Below are 16,795 nucleotides of genomic sequence, written 5' to 3'. Positions count from 1 at the left end.
TTGAACGCCTCGTCGTACTTCGTCATGAAAAACACCCCAAAGATTGGATCAACGTCCAACTTTTGGGGTGCAGTTCACAGTGAGTGCCTCGGTGAACTGCTCATGGCGGCTGGTTTCGCCGGTGCCTTCGTGCACGATGCCGGTCAGCCTGCCGTCGGGCGTTGCCGACAGCGCAATGCGCTGCACGGTGCGCGGCCGGTGCCCCGTCTGATGGAACATCTGTCGCCGCGACAGCACCAGCTTGACGGGCTTGCCCACTTCGCGCGCGGCGACTGCCGCCAGCGTGACATGCGGCCAGGTGCGCAGGCTGGTGCCGAAGGCGCCGCCGATAAACGGGCAGATGACGTGGACGTTCTCAGCCGGGATGCCGAGGATCGCCGCGATCTCGGCCTGCTCGTTGATCACGAACTGGCTCTTGCTCCAGAGCGTCAGCTGGTCGCCTTGCCAGGCGGCAACGGTGGCGTTCGGTTCGATCGGGAAGTGATTTTCTCGCGCGGCATCGTAGGTGGCGTCGATGCTGACGGCAGCCGCCGCCAGCGCGGCCTCGGGGTCGCCGCGGACCCGGTCCGCCGAATGGGGGCCTGGTTCGCGTCCCGCCTCCGGCACCACGGCTTCGGCGCGCTGGTCGAGCGGGTCGGAGACCGGTGATTCCTCGGCATAGCGAATCAGCAGCAGGCAGGCCGCATGCTCGGCCTGGTCCAGCGTCTGCGCCACGACCACGGCAACCGGCTGGCCATAGAAGCGGACGTGATCGTCCTGCAGGACATGCAGACGTTCGCCGTGTTCCGGATCGATAAAGCCCTTGTGCGGGGCGTACGCCAGTTTCGGCGCGTTTTCGTGCGTCAGTACCGCCAGTACCCCTGGCAGTCGGCGCGCGGCTTCGGCGTCGAGTGCGATCACGCGACCGAGTCCGATCGAAGCGCCCACGATCACCGCGTAGGCCTGTCCTGGCTGGTTGAAGTCGGCGGCATACCGCGCGCTGCCGGTCACCTTGGCGCGCCCGTCGACGCGGGCATGCGGCTGGCCGATATGGTTTGCGTTCATCTGCCTTCTCCTGCGAGTTCGAGGGCCCGTACCACCGTTCGTTGCAGCAGCGCGACCTTGTAGCGGTTGCCTGGCAGCGGGGTGGCGCCTGCAATCGTGGTAAGCGCTGCCGCCTCGAAGCTCGCGCGCGTGGGCGGCCTGCCTTGCAGCGCGAGTTCGGCCGCGCGCATGCGCCATGGCCGGGTGCCCACGCCACCGCATGCGAGGCGAGCGGCCTGGATCACGCCATCCCTGACCTCGAAGGCTGCCGCGGCAGATACCAGGGCAAACTCATACGAGGCCCGGTCCCGCACTTTCAGATAGCGCGCAGTCCGTGCATAGGCGAGCGGTGGAACTCGCACCTCGGCAATGAGTTCTCCGGCCTGCAAGGTGTGTTCGAGATGCGGCGTGGTTCCGGGCAGGCGGTAAAGGTCTTCCACGCGGAAATGGCGCGCGCCGTGCGGACCCCGTACGTGGACCACCGCGTCCAGCGCGACCAGGGCAACCGCAAGGTCGGACGGATGCGTTGCGGAGCAATGGTCGCTGGCGCCCAGGATGGCATTGCCCGCGTGCAACCCGTCGATGGCCGCGCAGCCGCTGTCCGGGGTGCGCTTGTTGCAGGCGGCATCGAGCATGCGGAAGTAAGGACAGCGCACGCGCTGGAGCAGGTTGCCGCCGATGCTGGCCATGTTTCGCAACTGGGGAGAGGCGCCCTCGACCAGCGACTCGGCGATCACCGGGTGGAGCCGGCAAACGTCGGGATGCGCGGCGACATCGGACATGCGGGCCAGCGCGCCGATGACCAGCTCGTCGCCCTCCATGCGGATATGGTTCAGCGGCAGCGCGTTGATGTCTACCAGTTGCGTGGGCTGTTCCACGTGCTCGCGCATCAGGTCCACCAGCGTGGTGCCGCCGGCGATGAAGCGGGCCCCGGCCGCGGCCGCCGCCAGCGCTTCAGCTTCCGAGCCGGCTTTCTGCAGTGTGAACGGGATCATGGCAGCATCCTCCCGCCGACCTCGGCGATCGCCGCGACGACCCCCGGGTAAGCCCCGCAACGGCAGATATTGCCGCTCATCCAGAAGCGCACATCGTCGGCGGAGGTGGCATGACCCTCATTGATGCAGGCGACGCCAGACATGATCTGGCCTGCCGTACAGAATCCGCATTGGAAGCCATCGTGCGCGATAAACGCGGCCTGTAGCGGATGCAGCTCGCCGTCGGCCGACGACAGGCCTTCGATCGTGCTCACGTGGGCGTCGTTGTACATGGCGGCCAAAGCCAGGCAGGCGTTGATCCGGCGCCCGTCCACCAGCACCGTGCAGGCCCCGCACGCGCCCTGGTTGCAGCCCTTCTTCGTGCCCGTGAGGTCCAGGCGCTCGCGCAGTACGTCAAGCAGGGATTCGCGCGGATCGATATCGAGGCGATGCAGCGTGCCGTTGACCGTCAGGCACAGCGGCATGCGGGTTGAGCCGTAGCTATCGCCAGGCTGTGGTTGGCTTGCGTCGGAACGAACAGAACTGGACATAGTCGACATTCCTCTTTGCATAGCCCGGATGATTCGGGCGGTTGGGGACAGGGGCTTCGCCCGGGCCTGCGCCAGCTTCGGCAGCGAACTGCCGGAACGACTGGGGGCGCATTCTGCAAGTCTCTGCAGGTTTGGCCTGACACTGGCCTGCCTCGGGACCGGAAGGTGTGTGGCTGCCTCGGACTGGTGGGACAGTCGTTGAAACGCTACAGGCACCGGCGGCCATCGCAATAGAACGTGGTTGCGCTGCGGTGGACGATTCTTGCGCTGACTCGTTGGATGATAGGTATGAAAAGGAGGACCAGCCGGCATGGCTTGCGTCAGGTCCCGCGGATTGTGCGGGCCGCTTTACTTCAACCGGATAAATTCATATGCTTTCATGCGCAGCGGGGACCTGGCCCTTGCCCCGACGCTACCGTCGTGGGCCCTTGCGGGGTATGTGCCTATGCGATCGCCGACGAGACATGGCGTGATCGATGCGGAGTTGCCGGTTCGTCCCGATGTCAGCAGCAGCGGACGCCCGTGGGCTGGCATCACCGTGCAGATCCATCACTGGCGCTCGGCCGGATCGGTGTCCTCTCCGGAGCTGGACCACGACATGCTTGCGATGCGACTCGCGGGACACGCCAGGCTTGAGCAGCGGCGACTGGGCCAGGTGCATCGCGGCATCGTCGTTCCCGGCAATATCAGCCTGCACCCGCGGCTGGTCGAATCCAGCTGGAGTTGGGACAGGCCCGGTTCCATCGTCATTGCGAGGATTCCGCAAAGCCTGCTGGCCGAAGCCGCTGATGCCACGATCCGCCAGCCACGCGCCGCGCACAGGCTCCGCAATTGCTTCGGGCAGCGCGACGGCTTCGCCGAGACCATTACCTTTACGCTGGCGCGAGAGATCCAGGCGGTCGCGCATCCGGCGCAAATGCTGATCGCCGAGTCCCTTTCCTGCGCGCTGTCGGCGCATCTAGTGCATCGCTTCAATGTCAGTGACCCGGGCGCCTCGTCACTTCCCGGCGGGCTCCATCCGCAGGCCCTCAGCAGGGTCCTGGACTATATCCACGGTACACCGGAGGCGGTGAAGCTGCAGGCGCTGGCGGATATGGCCAATGTCAGCCGCTTTCATTTTGCGCGCATGTTCAAGCGCAGCATCGGCGAAACGCCGATGGCGTATGTCGAGCGCGTTCGCTTGCTGCGCGCGCGCGAGATGATCCGCTCGGGAGACTATCCGTTGGCATTGGTTGCCACGCTTGTCGGTTTCGCCGACCAGTCTCATTTTGGACGGCGGTTCAAGCGCATTTCGGATGTACGCCGGGTGAATTTGCCGGGCATAAGGATGCCAGTCAGGGAGCCGCTCTTTAGGCTGTCATGGGGCGGCGGTGGCCATGGCCGGTCCGGCGCCCGTCACCTGCCTCGGGGATTTCATCCATTCCGACGACGCCTTGAACCCTTCGCCATGTGAACAATGTCCCACCCCCCAAGGAGACAATCACATGACAAAGCATCCATTCGACCTGAGCGGCAAGGTGGCACTGGTGACCGGCGGCAACGGCGGCATCGGCCTGGGCATTGCCGAAGGGCTGGCCGCGGCCGGCGCCGATATCGCGATCTGGGGCACGAATGCCGACAAGAACGCTGCCGCTGCCGACCGCCTGGCCCAGCATGGGCGCAAGGTGCATACCGAGCTTTGCGACGTCGGCGACGAGCAGGCGGTCGATGCTGCAATGCGGCGCACGGTGGCGGCGCTGGGGCGCATTGACGGCTGCTTTGCCAATGCCGGCGTGGGCAGCGGCAACAAGGGGCCGTTCGACCAGATGCCGACCGAGGCCTGGCGCAGGACCATGCGCGTCAACCTGGACGGTGCCTTCTTCACGCTGCGCGCCGCGGTGCGGCAGATGCTGGTGCAGGGCGAGGGCGGGGTGCTGTGCAGCACGGCCTCGGTCGCGGCGATTGAAGGCGCGCCGCGCTCCGAGCACTATGCGGCCACCAAGGGCGGCGTGATCTCGATGATGCGGGGGCTGGCGGTGGAGTACGCGCGCAAGGGCATCCGCGCGCACTCGATCCTGCCGGGCTGGATCAGGACCGAGATGACCAGCGTGGCCCAGGGTAACGATGCCTTCCAGGAAATGGTGCACAAGCGCGTGCCGATGCGCCGCTGGGGTGAGGGTAGTGACTTCGCCGGGATTGCGGTGTACCTGATGAGCGCGGCGTCGGCCTACCACACGGGCGATACCTTTGTGATCGACGGGGGCTACACGCTGTTCTGAGGCGGGCCAGAAGCGTGGGCGCGCCAGGCGGCACGCCCACGCGCGAGTTACAGCACGTCGTCCTTCAGGTGATACCAGTGGTACAGCACCCGCTGCCCCATCCTCCGGAACGGCGCGAACATCTGCGATTCCACCATCTCCCGCACATTCGGGAACGGCAGCGGCGAACGGAAGATCGGCAGTTCTGGCAGCGCGGAAGCCTTGCCAGCAATCAACGTCGCCAGCCGCTTGCCAGCCTGCGCGGAGTACATCACGCCATTGCCGCCGTACCCCATTGCGTAATAGATCGACTGCGCCGGATCCGGCTGCGTGATACGCGGCATCATGTCGTGGCTGACATCGACCCAGCCCCACCACGAGTAATCGACCTGGATCCCCTGCAGCGCCGGGAACTTGCGGTGCATGTCGCCGATCAGCTTCTGCTTGTACTGCTCCTGCGGCGCGTCGTTGCCGGTGATGGCGCTGCGGCTGCCGATCTGCAGGCGGCCGTCTGGCATCAGGCGGTAGTAGTGGCGCAGGATGCGGGTGTCGGTGATGACCTGCGTGGTGCGGAAGTTGCACGCGGCCAGTTCGCTGGCCGTGAGCGGGCGCGTGACGATGGAGTTCGACAGGATCGGGAACAGCCGGTTCTTGAGCTCGCGGTGCAGCGTCTGCGAGGTATAGCCGCCGGTGGCCACACCCACCGCACGGGCGCGCACGATGCCGCCGGGGGTGCGCAGGTAATGCACGCCGTTACGCGTTTCCCAGCCGGTCACCGGGCTGGACGGATGCACCCTGGCGCCCAGCTCGCGCGCGCGGCGCAGGTAGCCGAAGGCGAGCTTGCCGGCGTGGATGCCGATGCCTTCGGGCTCATGCATGGCGCCCGCGGCTTCCTTGTCGTCGACATACTCGCGCCGCACGGTGTCGGCGTCCATGATCCGTGCGTCGTACTTGAAGACTTCGCGCAGGAGCTTGGCTTCCTTCTCCAGCGCCGGCATCACCTTGGCGCGGTGCGCGATATACAGGTGGCCGCCGGGCTGCGGGTCGCAGTTGATGTCTTTGATCAGGCCCTTGAAGGTCTCCATGCCGTCGCAGACTTCCTCATGCAGGCGCAGCGCGGTATCCAGGCCGTAGCGCTGGATCCACTGCGAGCGCTTGAGCCGCCCGGACGCGCATTGCGCCTGGCCGCCGTTGCGCGTGCTGCAGCCCCAGCTGACGCGGTTGGCTTCGAGCACGGTGGCCTTGATGCCGTATTCCTGTGCCAGGAAGATGGCGCAGGTCAGGCCGGTGAAGCCCGAGCCGATGATCGCCACATCCACGTCGATGTCGTGCGTGATCGGGCCGTCGTCGGCGGGCGGCTCGCCGGCGGTGCCGATCCAGTAGGTGGGCGCGTACTCGCGGCCGTGGCCGGGATTGGGGGTGTGCAGCGGGTCGTAGGCGGGGTCGTACGGGCGGGCGGGAGCGGTGGACTGCTCGCCGGCAAGGAGGCTGCGGGGGGCTACGGCTTGCATGGCGCGTCTCCTCGGTCAGGCTGCGGGCGCTACGACGGGCGGGCGATCCTTGCGGTACGCGTTCTTGACCGCGATCTTGCCGTCGCGGAAGGTGAAGACGTCCACCATGCGCGCCTCGATGCGGGCGCCGTCGGCACGGGTGCCGCGGAAGGTGGATTCGCTCACGCCGCGGTCGCCCACGACAAAGTGGTCGCCATCGACCCACTGCGCGTCGGGGAAAGTCTGCCAGGCCAGCTGGAAGCCTTCGCGCACCGCGTCGCGGCCGATAAAGCTGCGGCCCAGCAGCTCGGGCCCGGCCACGCCGTGGAAGGCGCAGTCATCGGCCATGAAGCCCATCAGGGCCTCGATGTCGTGGCGGTTCCAGGCGTCATTGAAGGCCTGCAGCAGTTCGATGCCGGCGGCGGTGTTGTCCTTGGACATGGGTTGGTCTCCTGAGTGTTGTCTGCCGGTCCGTGGGGAACCGGCCATGACTCGAGGATAGGGAAGCCGCGCGCGGCGCTGTAGCGCCAGTTCGGGACAATCGCTTGGGCCAGCGGCGGCAGACACCGCCGCGGGCTGGCTCAGGCCGCGGGACGGACCCGGGAAGTGACGGCGGCGATGGTTGTGGCGCCGCTGGCGGTGGCCTGCAGCTCACGCGCCACGCCCGCCAGCACGCGGATGCCGGGCTCGATGCGGTCCAGCGAGATCGACGAGTATCCCAGCCGGAAGCCATTGCGCGGCGCGGGCTCGGCCATGAAGAAGACGCTGCCGGGCTCTATCAGCACGCCCTGCAGCTCGGCCAGCCGCGCCAGCGCATCGGCATCGAGCCAGGACGGCCCCTCGATCCAGCATGAGGCGCCGCCGGCGATCGGCACCGCGCGGAAGTCAGGCATATGCGTGGCCAGCGCCGCCAGCACGGCTTCGGCGCGCTCGCGGTGCGCGGCCGCCAGCCGGCGCAGGTGCGCGTCATAGTGGCCCAGCGACAGGAACAGCGAGAACGCGCGCTGGATATACGCCGACGGATGCCGCAGCATCAGCCGCCGCGCGCCGCGCAGCTCGGCGATCAGTGCCGCCGGCCCGACGATATAGCCGATGCGCAGCCCCGGCGCCAGGCTCTTGGACAGGCTGCCGACATAGATCACGCGGTTGCTGCGGTCCAGGCTCTTGAGCGTGGGGGTGGGGTCGCCTTCGAAGCGGCTTTCGCTTTCGTAGTCGTCCTCGATCAGCACGAAGTCAGCTTCCTCGGCCTGGCGCAGCAGGGCCTGGCGGCGCGCCAGCGGCATGGTGACGGTGGTGGGGCACTGGTGGCCCGGGGTCACGTAGACGTAGTCGCAGGCGCGTTGCGCGTCAGACAGGGTCAGGCCGTCGCCGTCGACCGGCAGCGGCACCAGGTGGGAGGTGTGCGAGCCAAAGATATTGCGTGCGTCCGGATAGCCGGGGTCCTCGATCCCCACCGGCGTGTCGGGGCTGACCAGCAGGTCGGCCAGCAGGTACAGCGCCTGCTGCGCGCCCACGGTCACCACGATCTCGTCGGCGCCGGCCCACACGCCGCGGCGCGGCAGCACGCGGGTGCGGATCTGCTGCACCAGCGATTCGTCGTCGCGCAGGATCATGTCCTGGGCCCAGTCGTGGATGTCGAGCACGCTGAGCGCCTTCAGGCAGCATTCTCGCCAGTCCGCCGTGGGGAACAGCACCGGGTCGTACTGGCCGTAGATGAAGGGATAGGGGTAGTCGCGCCAGTTGGCGCGCTTGACGATATTGCGCTGCTGCGTGGGGCGGAACACAAAGCGCCGCTCCCAGTCCGGCTCGCCTGAGCGGGCGGGCACCGCCTCGCCGCGCAGCGAGGCCACGCCGCTCACGCGCGTGCCCAGGATCTCCGGGTTGACGAAGTAGCCGCTGCGCTCGCGCGCCACCAGGTAGCCTTCATCGACCAGCTGCTGGTAGGCCAGTACCACCGTGTTGCGCGCCACGCGCAGTTGCGCCGACAGCTCGCGGCTGCTGGGCAGCGGCTCGCCCTGCGGCAGCTGCTCGTCAAGGATGGCCGAGACCAGCATCTGGCGGATCTTGCCCTGCAGGCTCAGGCCCGAGTGGGCATGCTGCTGGAACAGCTGGGACCAGAGGGTGGTGGGAGACTTCAGGCTCATGGGGCAGGGGCGTTGCCTAGACGGCGAAGCGCGCCAGCATACCGCACCGGCGCGCCACGTCAGTCATGGTCAGTCATCAATACTCATGCAGGTCCGGGCGCGGCATCTCCGCCAGCGGCACTACCGGATCCACGCTACCGCGAAACAGGTGCCGCGCGGCGTAGGCCACCAGCAGGATGCCCAGGCTCACCACACCCAGCGCAAGCGGCGTGCGCTGGTCGGGGATGAAGGCCATCGCCACCACGATGCCGATCATGCCGACGATCGCCAGGTAGGTGAGGTACGGGTAGCACCACATGCGCACGCGCAGCTGGCCCGGCGCTTCGCGCTCCAGGCGGGAACGCAGGCGCAGCTGCGAGATCGCGATCAGGATGTAGACGAAGATCGCCACCGTGCCGTACGAGTTCACCAGGAAGGCAAACACCGTATCAGGCGAGACATAGGACATCACCACCGCACCGTAGCCGAACAGGGTCGCCACCAGGATGGCGCGCACCGGCACGCCGTTGCGGCTCACGCGGGCCAGCGACTTGGGGGCGTCGCCACGGCGGGTCAGCGCGAACAGCATGCGCGACGAGGCATAGAGGCCCGAGTTAAGCGCCGACAGCACCGCGGTCAGCACGATCGCGTTCATGATCTGCGCGGCCGCCGGCACGCCCATCACGTTCAGCGCGCTGACGTACGGCGTGGCGATGCTGTTGGAGTTCCACGGTACCAGGCAGACCACCAGCAGGATCGAACCCACATAGAAAACCAGCACGCGCGTGATCACCGAGCTGGTGGCCTTGGCCACTGCCTTCTGCGGCTCGGCGGTCTCGGCGGCGGCGATGGTGACGATCTCGGCCCCGAAGTAGAAGCCCGTGGCGGCTACCGCTCCGGTCAGCACCGGTACGATGCCGTGCGGCATGAAGCCGCCGTTGGCGGTCAGGTTGGCCACCTGCATGCCATGGGCACCGGGCGCCAGGCCCAGCACATAGACGCCGGCGACGAACAGGAACACGATGATCGCGGCCACCTTGATCGACGCGAACCAGAACTCGAACTCGCCGAAGGACTTGACCGACACCAGGTTGGTCAGCGTCAGCATCACCAGCAGCACCAGGCTGATGATCCAGTTGGGCACGTCGGGCAGCCAGTAGCGCACCAGGTCGGCACCGGCCACGGCTTCCAGCGCCACCACGATGACCCAGAAGTACCAGTACATCCAGCCGGTCAGGAAGCCGGCCAGGTTGCCCACCGCCGGGCGGTCGCGCCAGGCTTCGCGCGCATACTCATAGAAACCGCCGGTGCCGGGCATGGCGCAGGCCATCTCGCCCAGCATGCGCATCACCAGCACCACCAGCAGGCCGGTGATCAGGAAGGAAAGGACCGCGGCCGGGCCGGCGGACTTGATGACGACGCCGCTGCCGACAAAGAGGCCTGCGCCGATCACGCCACCCAGCGCGATCATGGTCATGTGGCGTTGCTTCAGGCCGTGGGATAGCCCGTTGCCGGACTCTGGTTGTTGGATCATGTTGTGTCTCCTGTGCTGCGCTAGCTGTCGGTACTGCGTTGCAGCCAGTACAGCGTTTAAGGCAGGCGCCACGGCTTCTCTTCGGTATAGATGGCAGGGCAGTAATTGCCAGCCTGGGGCCGTGGTCGTTCAGTATTTGCAATCCCGGGGAGGGATGGCCTATCCGTACATGTCGACTTGTCTCCGGTGATCGCTTAAAAACTGGAACAAGAAGTTCCGAAAAATTGTTCTTTCACTGGAATGTAGGCCGTTCGCAGGGGAAGGTCAACCAGAAGTTTCGATAATTGATATGATTTGACTCTGAAAATGAAACTTACCTATGATGGAGCCAGGCATGAACGATATGCGCCTCGCCAAAAGTGACGCCAAGCCGGATGGAGACACGCCGGCACTGCGTTTGTTCGGCCTGCTCGAAGTCATCGCGGAGAAGGACCAGTCCTTCAACCTGCAGGCGCTGGTGGAAGAAACCGGACTGCCCAAGCCCACGCTGCACCGCATGCTGCAGCAGCTGGAGGCGGCGGGCCTGATCCAGCGCAACGGCGACGGGCGGCAATACGGCACCGGCCTGCGGCTGCGCCGGCTGGCGGAGAACCTGTTGCTCAACAGCACCTCGCACGGTGCGCGCCACATGGTGCTGCGCCGGCTGGTGGAAGAGGTGGGCGAGAGCTGCAACCTGACCGCGTTCTCCGGCGGCGAGGTGCTGTACCTGGACCGCGTGGAAACGGCGGCGCCGCTGCGCTTCTACCTGCATCCGGGCTCGCGCGTGCCCGCGCACTGCTCAGCCACGGGCAAGCTGTTCCTGGCGCAGCTGGCGCCGGCGCAGCGCCAGCGGCTGCTGGCCAACGTTGAGCTGGAACGCTACACGCAGAACACGCTGACCGACCACGCGCAGCTGGAAGCCGAACTGGAGCGCGTGAAGCGCGACGGCTACGCGATGGACGATGAAGAGTTCCTGCCGGGGCTGGTCTGCATCGGCGTGCTGGTGCCGGCCGTGGACGGCGGCAAGTCCAACCTTGGGCTGGCGCTGCAGGCCCCGGTGATGCGCGTGACGCGCGACAAGGTGCTGCAATTGCTGCCCGCGCTGCAGCGTGCGGCGGGCGCGCTGGCGGCGATCGAGGCCGACAGCGCCGGCAGCTGGCAGGGCGGCGCGGAAGAGGACGAATAGCGCGCACGGCGTCACGCGGATTGCTCCGCTTGCCGCAGTGCCGATGGCATGGCAGCAAGCAACAAGGAGCATGAGGTGACGCAAGACCAGTTTGGCAAGCCGGACCGGATGATTCCGGTGCGCAGCGCGTTCGGCATCGATTCCGGCCTGATGGTGCCGGCCTTCAGCCAGCGCGACGACCACGTGCCGGAGATCGATCCGGCCTACCGCTTCCAGCCCGAGGTGACGCTGGCAATCCTGTCCGGCTTCATGCGCGACCGGCGCGTGATGGTGCAGGGCCTGCACGGCAGCGGCAAGTCGACCCATATCGAGCAAGTCGCCGCGCGGCTGAACTGGCCTTGCGTGCGCGTCAACCTGGACGGGCATATCAGCCGGCTGGACCTGGTCGGCAAGGACGCCATCGTTATCCGCGACGGGCGCCAGGTCACCGAATTCCAGGAAGGCATCGTGCCGTGGGCGCTGCAGCGCCCGGTGGCGCTGATCTTCGACGAATACGACGCAGGCCGGCCTGATGTGATGTTCGTGATCCAGCGCATCCTGGAGCGCGACGGCAAGTTCACGCTGCTGGACCAGAACCGCGTGATCCGCCCGCATCCGTCTTTCCGTTTGTTTGCGACCTCCAATACCGTCGGCCTGGGCAACGTCAACGGCCTCTACCACGGCACCCAGCTGCTCAACCACGCGCAGATCGACCGCTGGAACGTGGTCGCCACGCTGGACTACCTGCCGCATGAAGAGGAGGCCGGCATCGTGCTGGCGCGCGTGCCGGAGCTGGACCACGACGCCGGGCGCGCGCTGGTCGATGCGATGGTGGCGCTGGCCGGGCTCACGCGCCGCGGGTTTGCCGCCGGCGATGTGTCGGCGCTGATGTCGCCGCGCACGGTGATCAGCTGGGCCGAGAACTGCCAGATCTTCCGCGACCCCGCGCTCGCCTTCCGGCTGACCTTCCTGAACAAGTGCGACGAAGCCGAGCGGCCGGTGGTGGCCGAGTACTACCAGCGTTGCTTTGGCCACCTGCCGGGCGAAGCCGCCGGCGTCAGCTCCGAGTCGGAGCCCGCGCGATGAGTGCGGCCACGGTCGCGCAGCAGTTGCGCCGGCGCCAGCGGCAGGATGAGCTGTCCGGTGCCGCGGTGCGCGCGATCACTGGCGATGCGGCGCTGCATTTCCGCGACGGCCAGCTCTGGCGCGCGATGCGCCCGGTGCCGCAGCATGCGCCGCACTTGCGCACGGACCTGGAAACTGACACGGCCACCTGCCTGCGCGGCGCGGCCGATGGTGCCGCCCTGCGCCAGGCGCATTCCGACGCCGCGCTGCATCGGCAGCTGTGCCCGGCAGATGCGGTCGAGCGCCTGGTCTTCGAACTGCTTGAGCAGCTGCGTTGCGAGACCCGCCTGCCGCGCGGCATGGCCGGCGTGGCGGCCAACCTGCGCCACCGCTTCATGGCGTGGTCGCGGGCCTTCCATCGCTCCGGGCTGACCGAGGGGCATCTCGGCATCCTGCTCTATACCGTGGCGCAGGTGTCGTGGTCGCGCCTGACGGGTGAGCCGGTGCTGGAAGAGACCGAAGACCTGATCGAAGCCACGCGCGCCGCCATCGTGCCGGTGCTCGGCACCGCGCTGGCCGGCCTGCGCGCGCAACGCCACGACCAGGCCGCCTACGCCGCGCACGCACTGGCGCTGGCGCGCGCGGTGGCGCAGATGATCCGTACCGAAGCCCCGCTTGCCGGCGAAGACGACGACAACGCAGCCTCGGCTGCGCGCGCCGGGTTTGCGCTGTGGCTGGATTTCGACGAACCGCCTGCGGAAGACTTTGCACTGGCCGACAGCGGCCACAGCCGCGTGCTGGCCGACGCCACCGACGGCTACCGCGTCTTCACCACCCGCTACGACCGCGAAGTGCGCGCCGCCACGCTGGTGCGCCGCGCCTTGCTGGACGAGTACCGCACGCGGCTTGACGCACGCATCGCGCGCGCTGGCGTGAACATCGCCCGGCTGGCGCGCCGGCTGCGCGCCGCGCTGTCGCAGCCGCGCGTGGACGGCTGGTCCTTCGGCGAGGAAAGCGGCCGTATCGACGGCCGCCGCCTGGCGCAGCTGGTCTGCTCCCCCTCCGAGCGCCGGCTCTTCCGCCTGGAAGCGCACAAGGCTCATGCCGACTGCGTGGTCGGCTTCCTGATCGACTGCTCCGGCTCGATGAAGGCGCAGGCCGAGCCGCTCACGCTGCTGATCGACATGCTCACGCGCGCACTCGACCAGGCCGGCGTGGCCACCGAGGTGCTCGGCTTCACCACCAACGCCTGGAACGGCGGCCCCGCCCGCGCCGACTGGCTCGCGCGCGGCCGCCCGCAGCACCCTGGCCGGCTCAACGAGACCTGCCATATGGTGTTCAAGGACGCGCAGCGAAGCTGGCGGCGCGCGCGCACCGACATCGCCGCACTGCTCAAGGCCGACCTGTTCCGCGAAGGCGTGGACGGCGAGGCGGTGGAGTGGGCCTGCGCGCGGCTGCACGCCAGCGGCAAGGCGCGCCGCATCCTGGTGGTGGTGTCCGACGGCAGTCCCATGGATACCGCGACCGGGCAGGCCAACGACGCCTGCTACCTCGACAACCACCTGAAGGCCGTGGTGGCGCGGCATGAGGCGCTGCGGGATGTGGAAGTGCTGGGGCTGGGGGTAGGGCTGGACTTGAGCCCCTACTACCGGCACACGCTGGCGCTGGACCTGTCGCAGCCGGTGGACATGGCGATACTGGATGAGGTGGCGGGTCTGGTGGGGGCGAGGCGGCGGTAGCGGCAAGACTAGCGTTCGGAAACGCTGGCGCGAAGGCGCACCCGCCTGCCCCGCGCGGTATTCTTTCAGCCGCTCCTCAGCGCCCGCTCACCCGCGCATCGTCTCCCTGGGCTGCCATGACACCGCGATATCCCCATCGATAAAAGTCTGGCAGGCCAGCCGGAACCCCGTCGCCAGCTCCTCCTCGGTCAGCAGTTTCTTTTCCTTCGGCTTGACCGCGTCTGTATGCTCGTGGCCCTTTTCGATGCGGCATTTGCAGGTGCCGCACAGGCCGCCCCCGCACTTGAAAGGGATGCCGCCCTGCTCGCGCAGCGACACGCGCAGCAGATTGCTGTTGACGGGCGCGCTGACCGTCTTGCCGTGGTTGGTGAGGAAGGTGATCTGGATCATGGCGAAGATTGACTGAAGGTCAGGCGTTAGTAGTCAGGAGCGCCTGCCATGGCGACCGGGGCGGGCACCAGGGCGATGTCCATGCTGCCGAAGCTGGCCAGCTCGCGCAGCGCGACGCGGGCGGCTTCCAGCGTGGCGTACTTGTCGAGGAACTTGGTCGACACCAGGTTGACGATGCCGGGCGGCGTTTCTTCCATCACCCGCACCTTGGTGTCGGCGGCCAGTTCCGCGATGACAAAGCGCGCCGTGCGCTTGCCATAGAAGACGTAGTCGTATGCCTCGACCGCGGTCATGCCCGCGGTGGGCTCGGTGCGGAACTGACCGGGGCGGCTGGTGAGAAGGACGAACATGTCAGACATCCGCGCCGGCCGTGGCCACGATGGCAGGCGCCTGGGCGGGCAGGTCGTCCTGGGCCAGTTCGATGTCATGCTCGATCCAGAGCTGGCAGGCCAGCCGGTAGCCCTGTTCGAGCCGCTCGCCGAGTTGCTTTTTCTCTTTCCAGTTGGGCGGCGGCAGGTGTTCGGCGCCGGCGATCACGCGGCAGGCGCATTTGGAGCACTTGCCCATGCCGCACTCGTAGCGCAGGTTGGGGTAGGGGAACTGGCGGATCCCGGCGCGGACGACCAGGTTGGTCTGGGGTTTGACCTCGTCGACGAAGGTCTGGCCCTGCTTGTGGAAAGTGACTGTCGGCATGGCGCGGTTCCTGCCGGGCTGGCCGCCCGGCCTCATGAATTGTCGAAAAAATCGGAGGGGCCTGGCTGTTGCTTGCGGCCGTCTACGACCACAACACCATCGCGGCGACGGTGGAGCATGCCAGCCCGATCAGCACCGGGATCAGCAGCGCGCGCACCGCGTCCAGCACCGGCACGCGGGCGAAGCCCGCCACCGCGATCAGCGACGACCACGCCACCAGCGTGCCGCCGCCGGTCCAGACCGCGCCCATCTGGCCCACCGCGGCCAGCGTCGCGGGGTCGAAGCCGACCACCGGGCCGAGCGCGCCGGCCAGCGTGCCGGTCAGCGGCAGCCCTGCGAAACCGGAGCCGTCGATGCCGGTGATCATGCCGACCAGCAGCACCCCGAAGGCGACCAGCACGTGGTTGTCCGGGATCATGTGCTGGTAGGCCTGGATCAGCTCGAACAGCAGGCTCGGCGCCTTGCCCGGCGGCAGGCCCAGGATCTGCGCGGCGGTTTCGCCGGCGCCGACGAAGAAAAAGCCCGCGATCGGCAACACCGAGCCCATCGCCTTGAAGGCAAAGACAAAGCCGTCGGTGATGTGCTCCGGGCACACGTCGAGCATGCGGCGCGGGCCTTCCGCGGCCAGCGTCGCCAGCATCATCAGCACCGCCGCGACGCCGCCGACCAGCGCAGCCGCATCGCCGCCCTTGAGGTCCTGCACGCCGGTACCCAGCTTGGGCAGCACCATGACGGCGACCACTGCGAGGAAAGCAATCGGCGTTACGATCGCGAAGCATTTCGACCACTTCACCCGGCGCCGGGCCACCATCGCCAGGCTTGCCTCGATATTGCTGTCGCTGGCCAGCGGCTCGGCGTGGGCGGTGCCCCTGGCGATCTCGGCCTTGTCGAAGGTACCGCCGCCTTCCAGCGCCTCGGCGCTGCCGCTGGCGCGCGCCTGCCAGCGGTCGAGCAGGGTGCCGCAGGCGGGGACGATATGCTTGCGCATCGACAGATAGGCCAGGCACAGCGCAATCGTGCCGGTGATGATCGACAGCGCCAGCGCGCGATCGGCCACCACCGCGGCGCTCACCGCCGCGCCGGCCGCCTTGGCGCTGATGCCGGGCGCGACGCCGATCACATAGTCCGATGACAGCGCCATGCCCTGGCCGGCGATGGCGATGGCCATCGCGCCCGCCAGCGGCGGCAGCCCCGCCGCGATAGCGGCCGGCAGCAGGATCGCGGAGACCAGCGGCACGGCCGGGGTTGGCCAGAAGAACAGCGAGATGACGTAAGTGATGCCCGCCAGGATAAAGAACGCCGAATGCCCGTTCTTCATCACCACGCGGAAGGGCTCGACCATGCGGATGTCGGAGCGCAGCGTTTTGAGCGCATTGAGCAGCGCCGTCATGAACGCGATCACAAGGAAGATATTGAACAGCTCCTTGGCGGCAACCAGGCTCGCGGAAAACACCCCGCCCAGCGCCGAAACCGGGCTGCCGGTAAGCGCAAACACGACCAGGGCGGTGCCAACGATCGACGGCACGACAACATTGGCGCGCAGGATCATCGTCAGCACGATGACTGCTACCCCTGACAGATAGATCCAGTGCGCGGCACCGATCACGACTTGTTGTGACATGAAGACTCCCTTGGGGCGGAGGGGTTGTGGGGCCCGGATTCCCTCTCAGCTTCGGAATCCGGTGTTGGTATACTATATTCCGATGCAATCTCGCGACAACAGGTTTTTCATCCGGAATTACGCCTAGCCCAGACTGGTGCAAGTTGCCCGAACGTCGCACATTTATTGGGCCTGCGGCGGTATGTGGCGTCCTCCAAGTGATGCGCGGACA

The 16,795-nt window shown here is 67.4% G+C and carries 16 protein-coding genes; 5 read left to right on the top strand and 11 right to left on the bottom strand.

What is annotated here, in order from left to right; genetic code table 11:
- Nucleotides 1-48: 48 nt before the first annotated feature.
- Genes AC3WRI_RS06675 through AC3WRI_RS06665 form a run of 3 tightly spaced genes read right to left on the bottom strand, consistent with a single transcriptional unit; the run spans nucleotide 49 to nucleotide 2,548 of the window.
- Complete coding sequence (locus AC3WRI_RS06675) at nucleotides 49-1,044, bottom strand: xanthine dehydrogenase family protein molybdopterin-binding subunit (protein ID WP_492292894.1); 996 nt, start codon at nucleotides 1,042-1,044, stop codon at nucleotides 49-51.
- Nucleotides 1,041-2,018 (bottom strand): FAD binding domain-containing protein, encoded by a 978-nt coding sequence (locus tag AC3WRI_RS06670; RefSeq protein ID WP_010812861.1) that lies wholly within the window; start codon nucleotides 2,016-2,018, stop codon nucleotides 1,041-1,043. Before AC3WRI_RS06670 ends, AC3WRI_RS06675 begins: the two co-directional genes overlap by 4 nt.
- Nucleotides 2,015-2,548 (bottom strand): (2Fe-2S)-binding protein, encoded by a 534-nt coding sequence (locus AC3WRI_RS06665; RefSeq protein WP_011617534.1) that lies wholly within the window; start codon nucleotides 2,546-2,548, stop codon nucleotides 2,015-2,017. Before AC3WRI_RS06665 ends, AC3WRI_RS06670 begins: the two co-directional genes overlap by 4 nt.
- A 469-nt stretch (nucleotides 2,549-3,017) precedes the next feature.
- Between AC3WRI_RS06665 and AC3WRI_RS06660 the strand changes: the two genes are divergently transcribed.
- Both AC3WRI_RS06660 and AC3WRI_RS06655 read left to right on the top strand, forming a co-directional pair.
- Nucleotides 3,018-4,001 carry a helix-turn-helix transcriptional regulator gene (locus AC3WRI_RS06660; RefSeq protein ID WP_492292892.1) on the top strand — a complete coding sequence of 328 codons (984 nt, stop codon included), beginning with the start codon at nucleotides 3,018-3,020 and terminating at the stop codon, nucleotides 3,999-4,001.
- A gap of 31 nt (nucleotides 4,002-4,032) precedes the next feature.
- On the top strand, nucleotides 4,033-4,806 hold the full coding sequence (locus AC3WRI_RS06655; protein ID WP_439672012.1) for an SDR family NAD(P)-dependent oxidoreductase: 774 nt from the start codon (nucleotides 4,033-4,035) through the stop codon (nucleotides 4,804-4,806).
- A gap of 47 nt (nucleotides 4,807-4,853) precedes the next feature.
- On the opposite strand, the gene AC3WRI_RS06650 is transcribed toward AC3WRI_RS06655, so the two are convergent.
- The 4 genes from AC3WRI_RS06650 to AC3WRI_RS06635 all read right to left on the bottom strand — a co-directional run bounded on the left by AC3WRI_RS06650 (nucleotide 4,854) and on the right by AC3WRI_RS06635 (nucleotide 9,932).
- Entirely contained in the window at nucleotides 4,854-6,296 is a 1,443-nt protein-coding gene (locus tag AC3WRI_RS06650) for an NAD(P)/FAD-dependent oxidoreductase (RefSeq protein ID WP_492292891.1), read from the bottom strand.
- 15 nt (nucleotides 6,297-6,311) lie between these two features.
- Nucleotides 6,312-6,716 carry a nuclear transport factor 2 family protein gene (locus AC3WRI_RS06645; RefSeq protein WP_010812866.1) on the bottom strand — a complete coding sequence of 135 codons (405 nt, stop codon included), beginning with the start codon at nucleotides 6,714-6,716 and terminating at the stop codon, nucleotides 6,312-6,314.
- Between the two features lie 140 nt (nucleotides 6,717-6,856).
- Nucleotides 6,857-8,419 (bottom strand): MocR-like pyridoxine biosynthesis transcription factor PdxR, encoded by a 1,563-nt coding sequence (gene pdxR / locus AC3WRI_RS06640; RefSeq protein ID WP_011617530.1) that lies wholly within the window; start codon nucleotides 8,417-8,419, stop codon nucleotides 6,857-6,859.
- A 76-nt stretch (nucleotides 8,420-8,495) separates the two neighbouring features.
- Nucleotides 8,496-9,932 (bottom strand): amino acid permease, encoded by a 1,437-nt coding sequence (locus tag AC3WRI_RS06635; protein WP_010812868.1) that lies wholly within the window; start codon nucleotides 9,930-9,932, stop codon nucleotides 8,496-8,498.
- Between the two features lie 334 nt (nucleotides 9,933-10,266).
- On the opposite strand from AC3WRI_RS06635, the gene AC3WRI_RS06630 reads away from it, so the two are divergent.
- The 3 genes from AC3WRI_RS06630 to AC3WRI_RS06620 are packed head-to-tail and all read left to right on the top strand — an operon-like array spanning nucleotide 10,267 to nucleotide 13,880.
- Entirely contained in the window at nucleotides 10,267-11,097 is an 831-nt protein-coding gene (locus tag AC3WRI_RS06630; protein ID WP_011617529.1) for an IclR family transcriptional regulator, read from the top strand.
- Between the two features lie 48 nt (nucleotides 11,098-11,145).
- Nucleotides 11,146-12,162, top strand: a complete 1,017-nt coding sequence (locus AC3WRI_RS06625; RefSeq protein ID WP_010812870.1) for an AAA family ATPase — start codon at nucleotides 11,146-11,148, stop codon at nucleotides 12,160-12,162.
- Nucleotides 12,159-13,880, top strand: coding sequence for a cobaltochelatase CobT-related protein (locus AC3WRI_RS06620; protein WP_492292889.1), 1,722 nt, complete (start codon nucleotides 12,159-12,161; stop codon nucleotides 13,878-13,880). Before AC3WRI_RS06625 ends, AC3WRI_RS06620 begins: the two co-directional genes overlap by 4 nt.
- An 87-nt stretch (nucleotides 13,881-13,967) precedes the next feature.
- Here the strand turns inward: AC3WRI_RS06620 and AC3WRI_RS06615 are convergent, their stop codons facing one another.
- From AC3WRI_RS06615 to AC3WRI_RS06600, 4 genes are all read right to left on the bottom strand, one after another.
- Nucleotides 13,968-14,270, bottom strand: a complete 303-nt coding sequence (locus AC3WRI_RS06615; RefSeq protein ID WP_010810366.1) for a 2Fe-2S iron-sulfur cluster-binding protein — start codon at nucleotides 14,268-14,270, stop codon at nucleotides 13,968-13,970.
- Nucleotides 14,271-14,296: 26 nt separating this feature from the next.
- Nucleotides 14,297-14,620, bottom strand: coding sequence for a hypothetical protein (locus tag AC3WRI_RS06610; RefSeq protein WP_011617526.1), 324 nt, complete (start codon nucleotides 14,618-14,620; stop codon nucleotides 14,297-14,299).
- A gap of 1 nt (nucleotide 14,621) precedes the next feature.
- Entirely contained in the window at nucleotides 14,622-14,963 is a 342-nt protein-coding gene (locus AC3WRI_RS06605; protein WP_010810364.1) for a 2Fe-2S iron-sulfur cluster-binding protein, read from the bottom strand.
- An 82-nt stretch (nucleotides 14,964-15,045) separates the two neighbouring features.
- Nucleotides 15,046-16,584, bottom strand: a complete 1,539-nt coding sequence (locus AC3WRI_RS06600; RefSeq protein WP_010810363.1) for a hypothetical protein — start codon at nucleotides 16,582-16,584, stop codon at nucleotides 15,046-15,048.
- Between the last annotated feature and the right edge of the window lie 211 nt (nucleotides 16,585-16,795).

It is taken from the genome of Cupriavidus sp. FW305-27 (assembly GCF_058787995.1).
The sequence above is the reverse complement of the archived record's forward strand: the minus strand, read 5'-3'. Positions and strand labels throughout refer to the sequence as shown.

Bases quoted from the DNA above. Each gene is read 5' to 3' on its own strand.
- AC3WRI_RS06675 (WP_492292894.1), bottom strand. From the start codon at position 1,044: ATGAACGCAAACCATATCGGCCAGCCGCATGCCCGCGTCGACGGGCGC.
- AC3WRI_RS06670 (WP_010812861.1), bottom strand. From the start codon at position 2,018: ATGATCCCGTTCACACTGCAGAAAGCCGGCTCGGAAGCTGAAGCGCTG.
- AC3WRI_RS06665 (WP_011617534.1), bottom strand. From the start codon at position 2,548: ATGTCCAGTTCTGTTCGTTCCGACGCAAGCCAACCACAGCCTGGCGAT.
- AC3WRI_RS06655 (WP_439672012.1), top strand. From the start codon at position 4,033: ATGACAAAGCATCCATTCGACCTGAGCGGCAAGGTGGCACTGGTGACC.
- AC3WRI_RS06650 (WP_492292891.1), bottom strand. From the start codon at position 6,296: ATGCAAGCCGTAGCCCCCCGCAGCCTCCTTGCCGGCGAGCAGTCCACC.
- AC3WRI_RS06645 (WP_010812866.1), bottom strand. From the start codon at position 6,716: ATGTCCAAGGACAACACCGCCGCCGGCATCGAACTGCTGCAGGCCTTC.
- pdxR (WP_011617530.1), bottom strand. From the start codon at position 8,419: ATGAGCCTGAAGTCTCCCACCACCCTCTGGTCCCAGCTGTTCCAGCAG.
- AC3WRI_RS06635 (WP_010812868.1), bottom strand. From the start codon at position 9,932: ATGATCCAACAACCAGAGTCCGGCAACGGGCTATCCCACGGCCTGAAG.
- AC3WRI_RS06630 (WP_011617529.1), top strand. From the start codon at position 10,267: ATGAACGATATGCGCCTCGCCAAAAGTGACGCCAAGCCGGATGGAGAC.
- AC3WRI_RS06625 (WP_010812870.1), top strand. From the start codon at position 11,146: ATGGCAGCAAGCAACAAGGAGCATGAGGTGACGCAAGACCAGTTTGGC.
- AC3WRI_RS06620 (WP_492292889.1), top strand. From the start codon at position 12,159: ATGAGTGCGGCCACGGTCGCGCAGCAGTTGCGCCGGCGCCAGCGGCAG.
- AC3WRI_RS06615 (WP_010810366.1), bottom strand. From the start codon at position 14,270: ATGATCCAGATCACCTTCCTCACCAACCACGGCAAGACGGTCAGCGCG.
- AC3WRI_RS06610 (WP_011617526.1), bottom strand. From the start codon at position 14,620: ATGTTCGTCCTTCTCACCAGCCGCCCCGGTCAGTTCCGCACCGAGCCC.
- AC3WRI_RS06605 (WP_010810364.1), bottom strand. From the start codon at position 14,963: ATGCCGACAGTCACTTTCCACAAGCAGGGCCAGACCTTCGTCGACGAG.
- AC3WRI_RS06600 (WP_010810363.1), bottom strand. From the start codon at position 16,584: ATGTCACAACAAGTCGTGATCGGTGCCGCGCACTGGATCTATCTGTCA.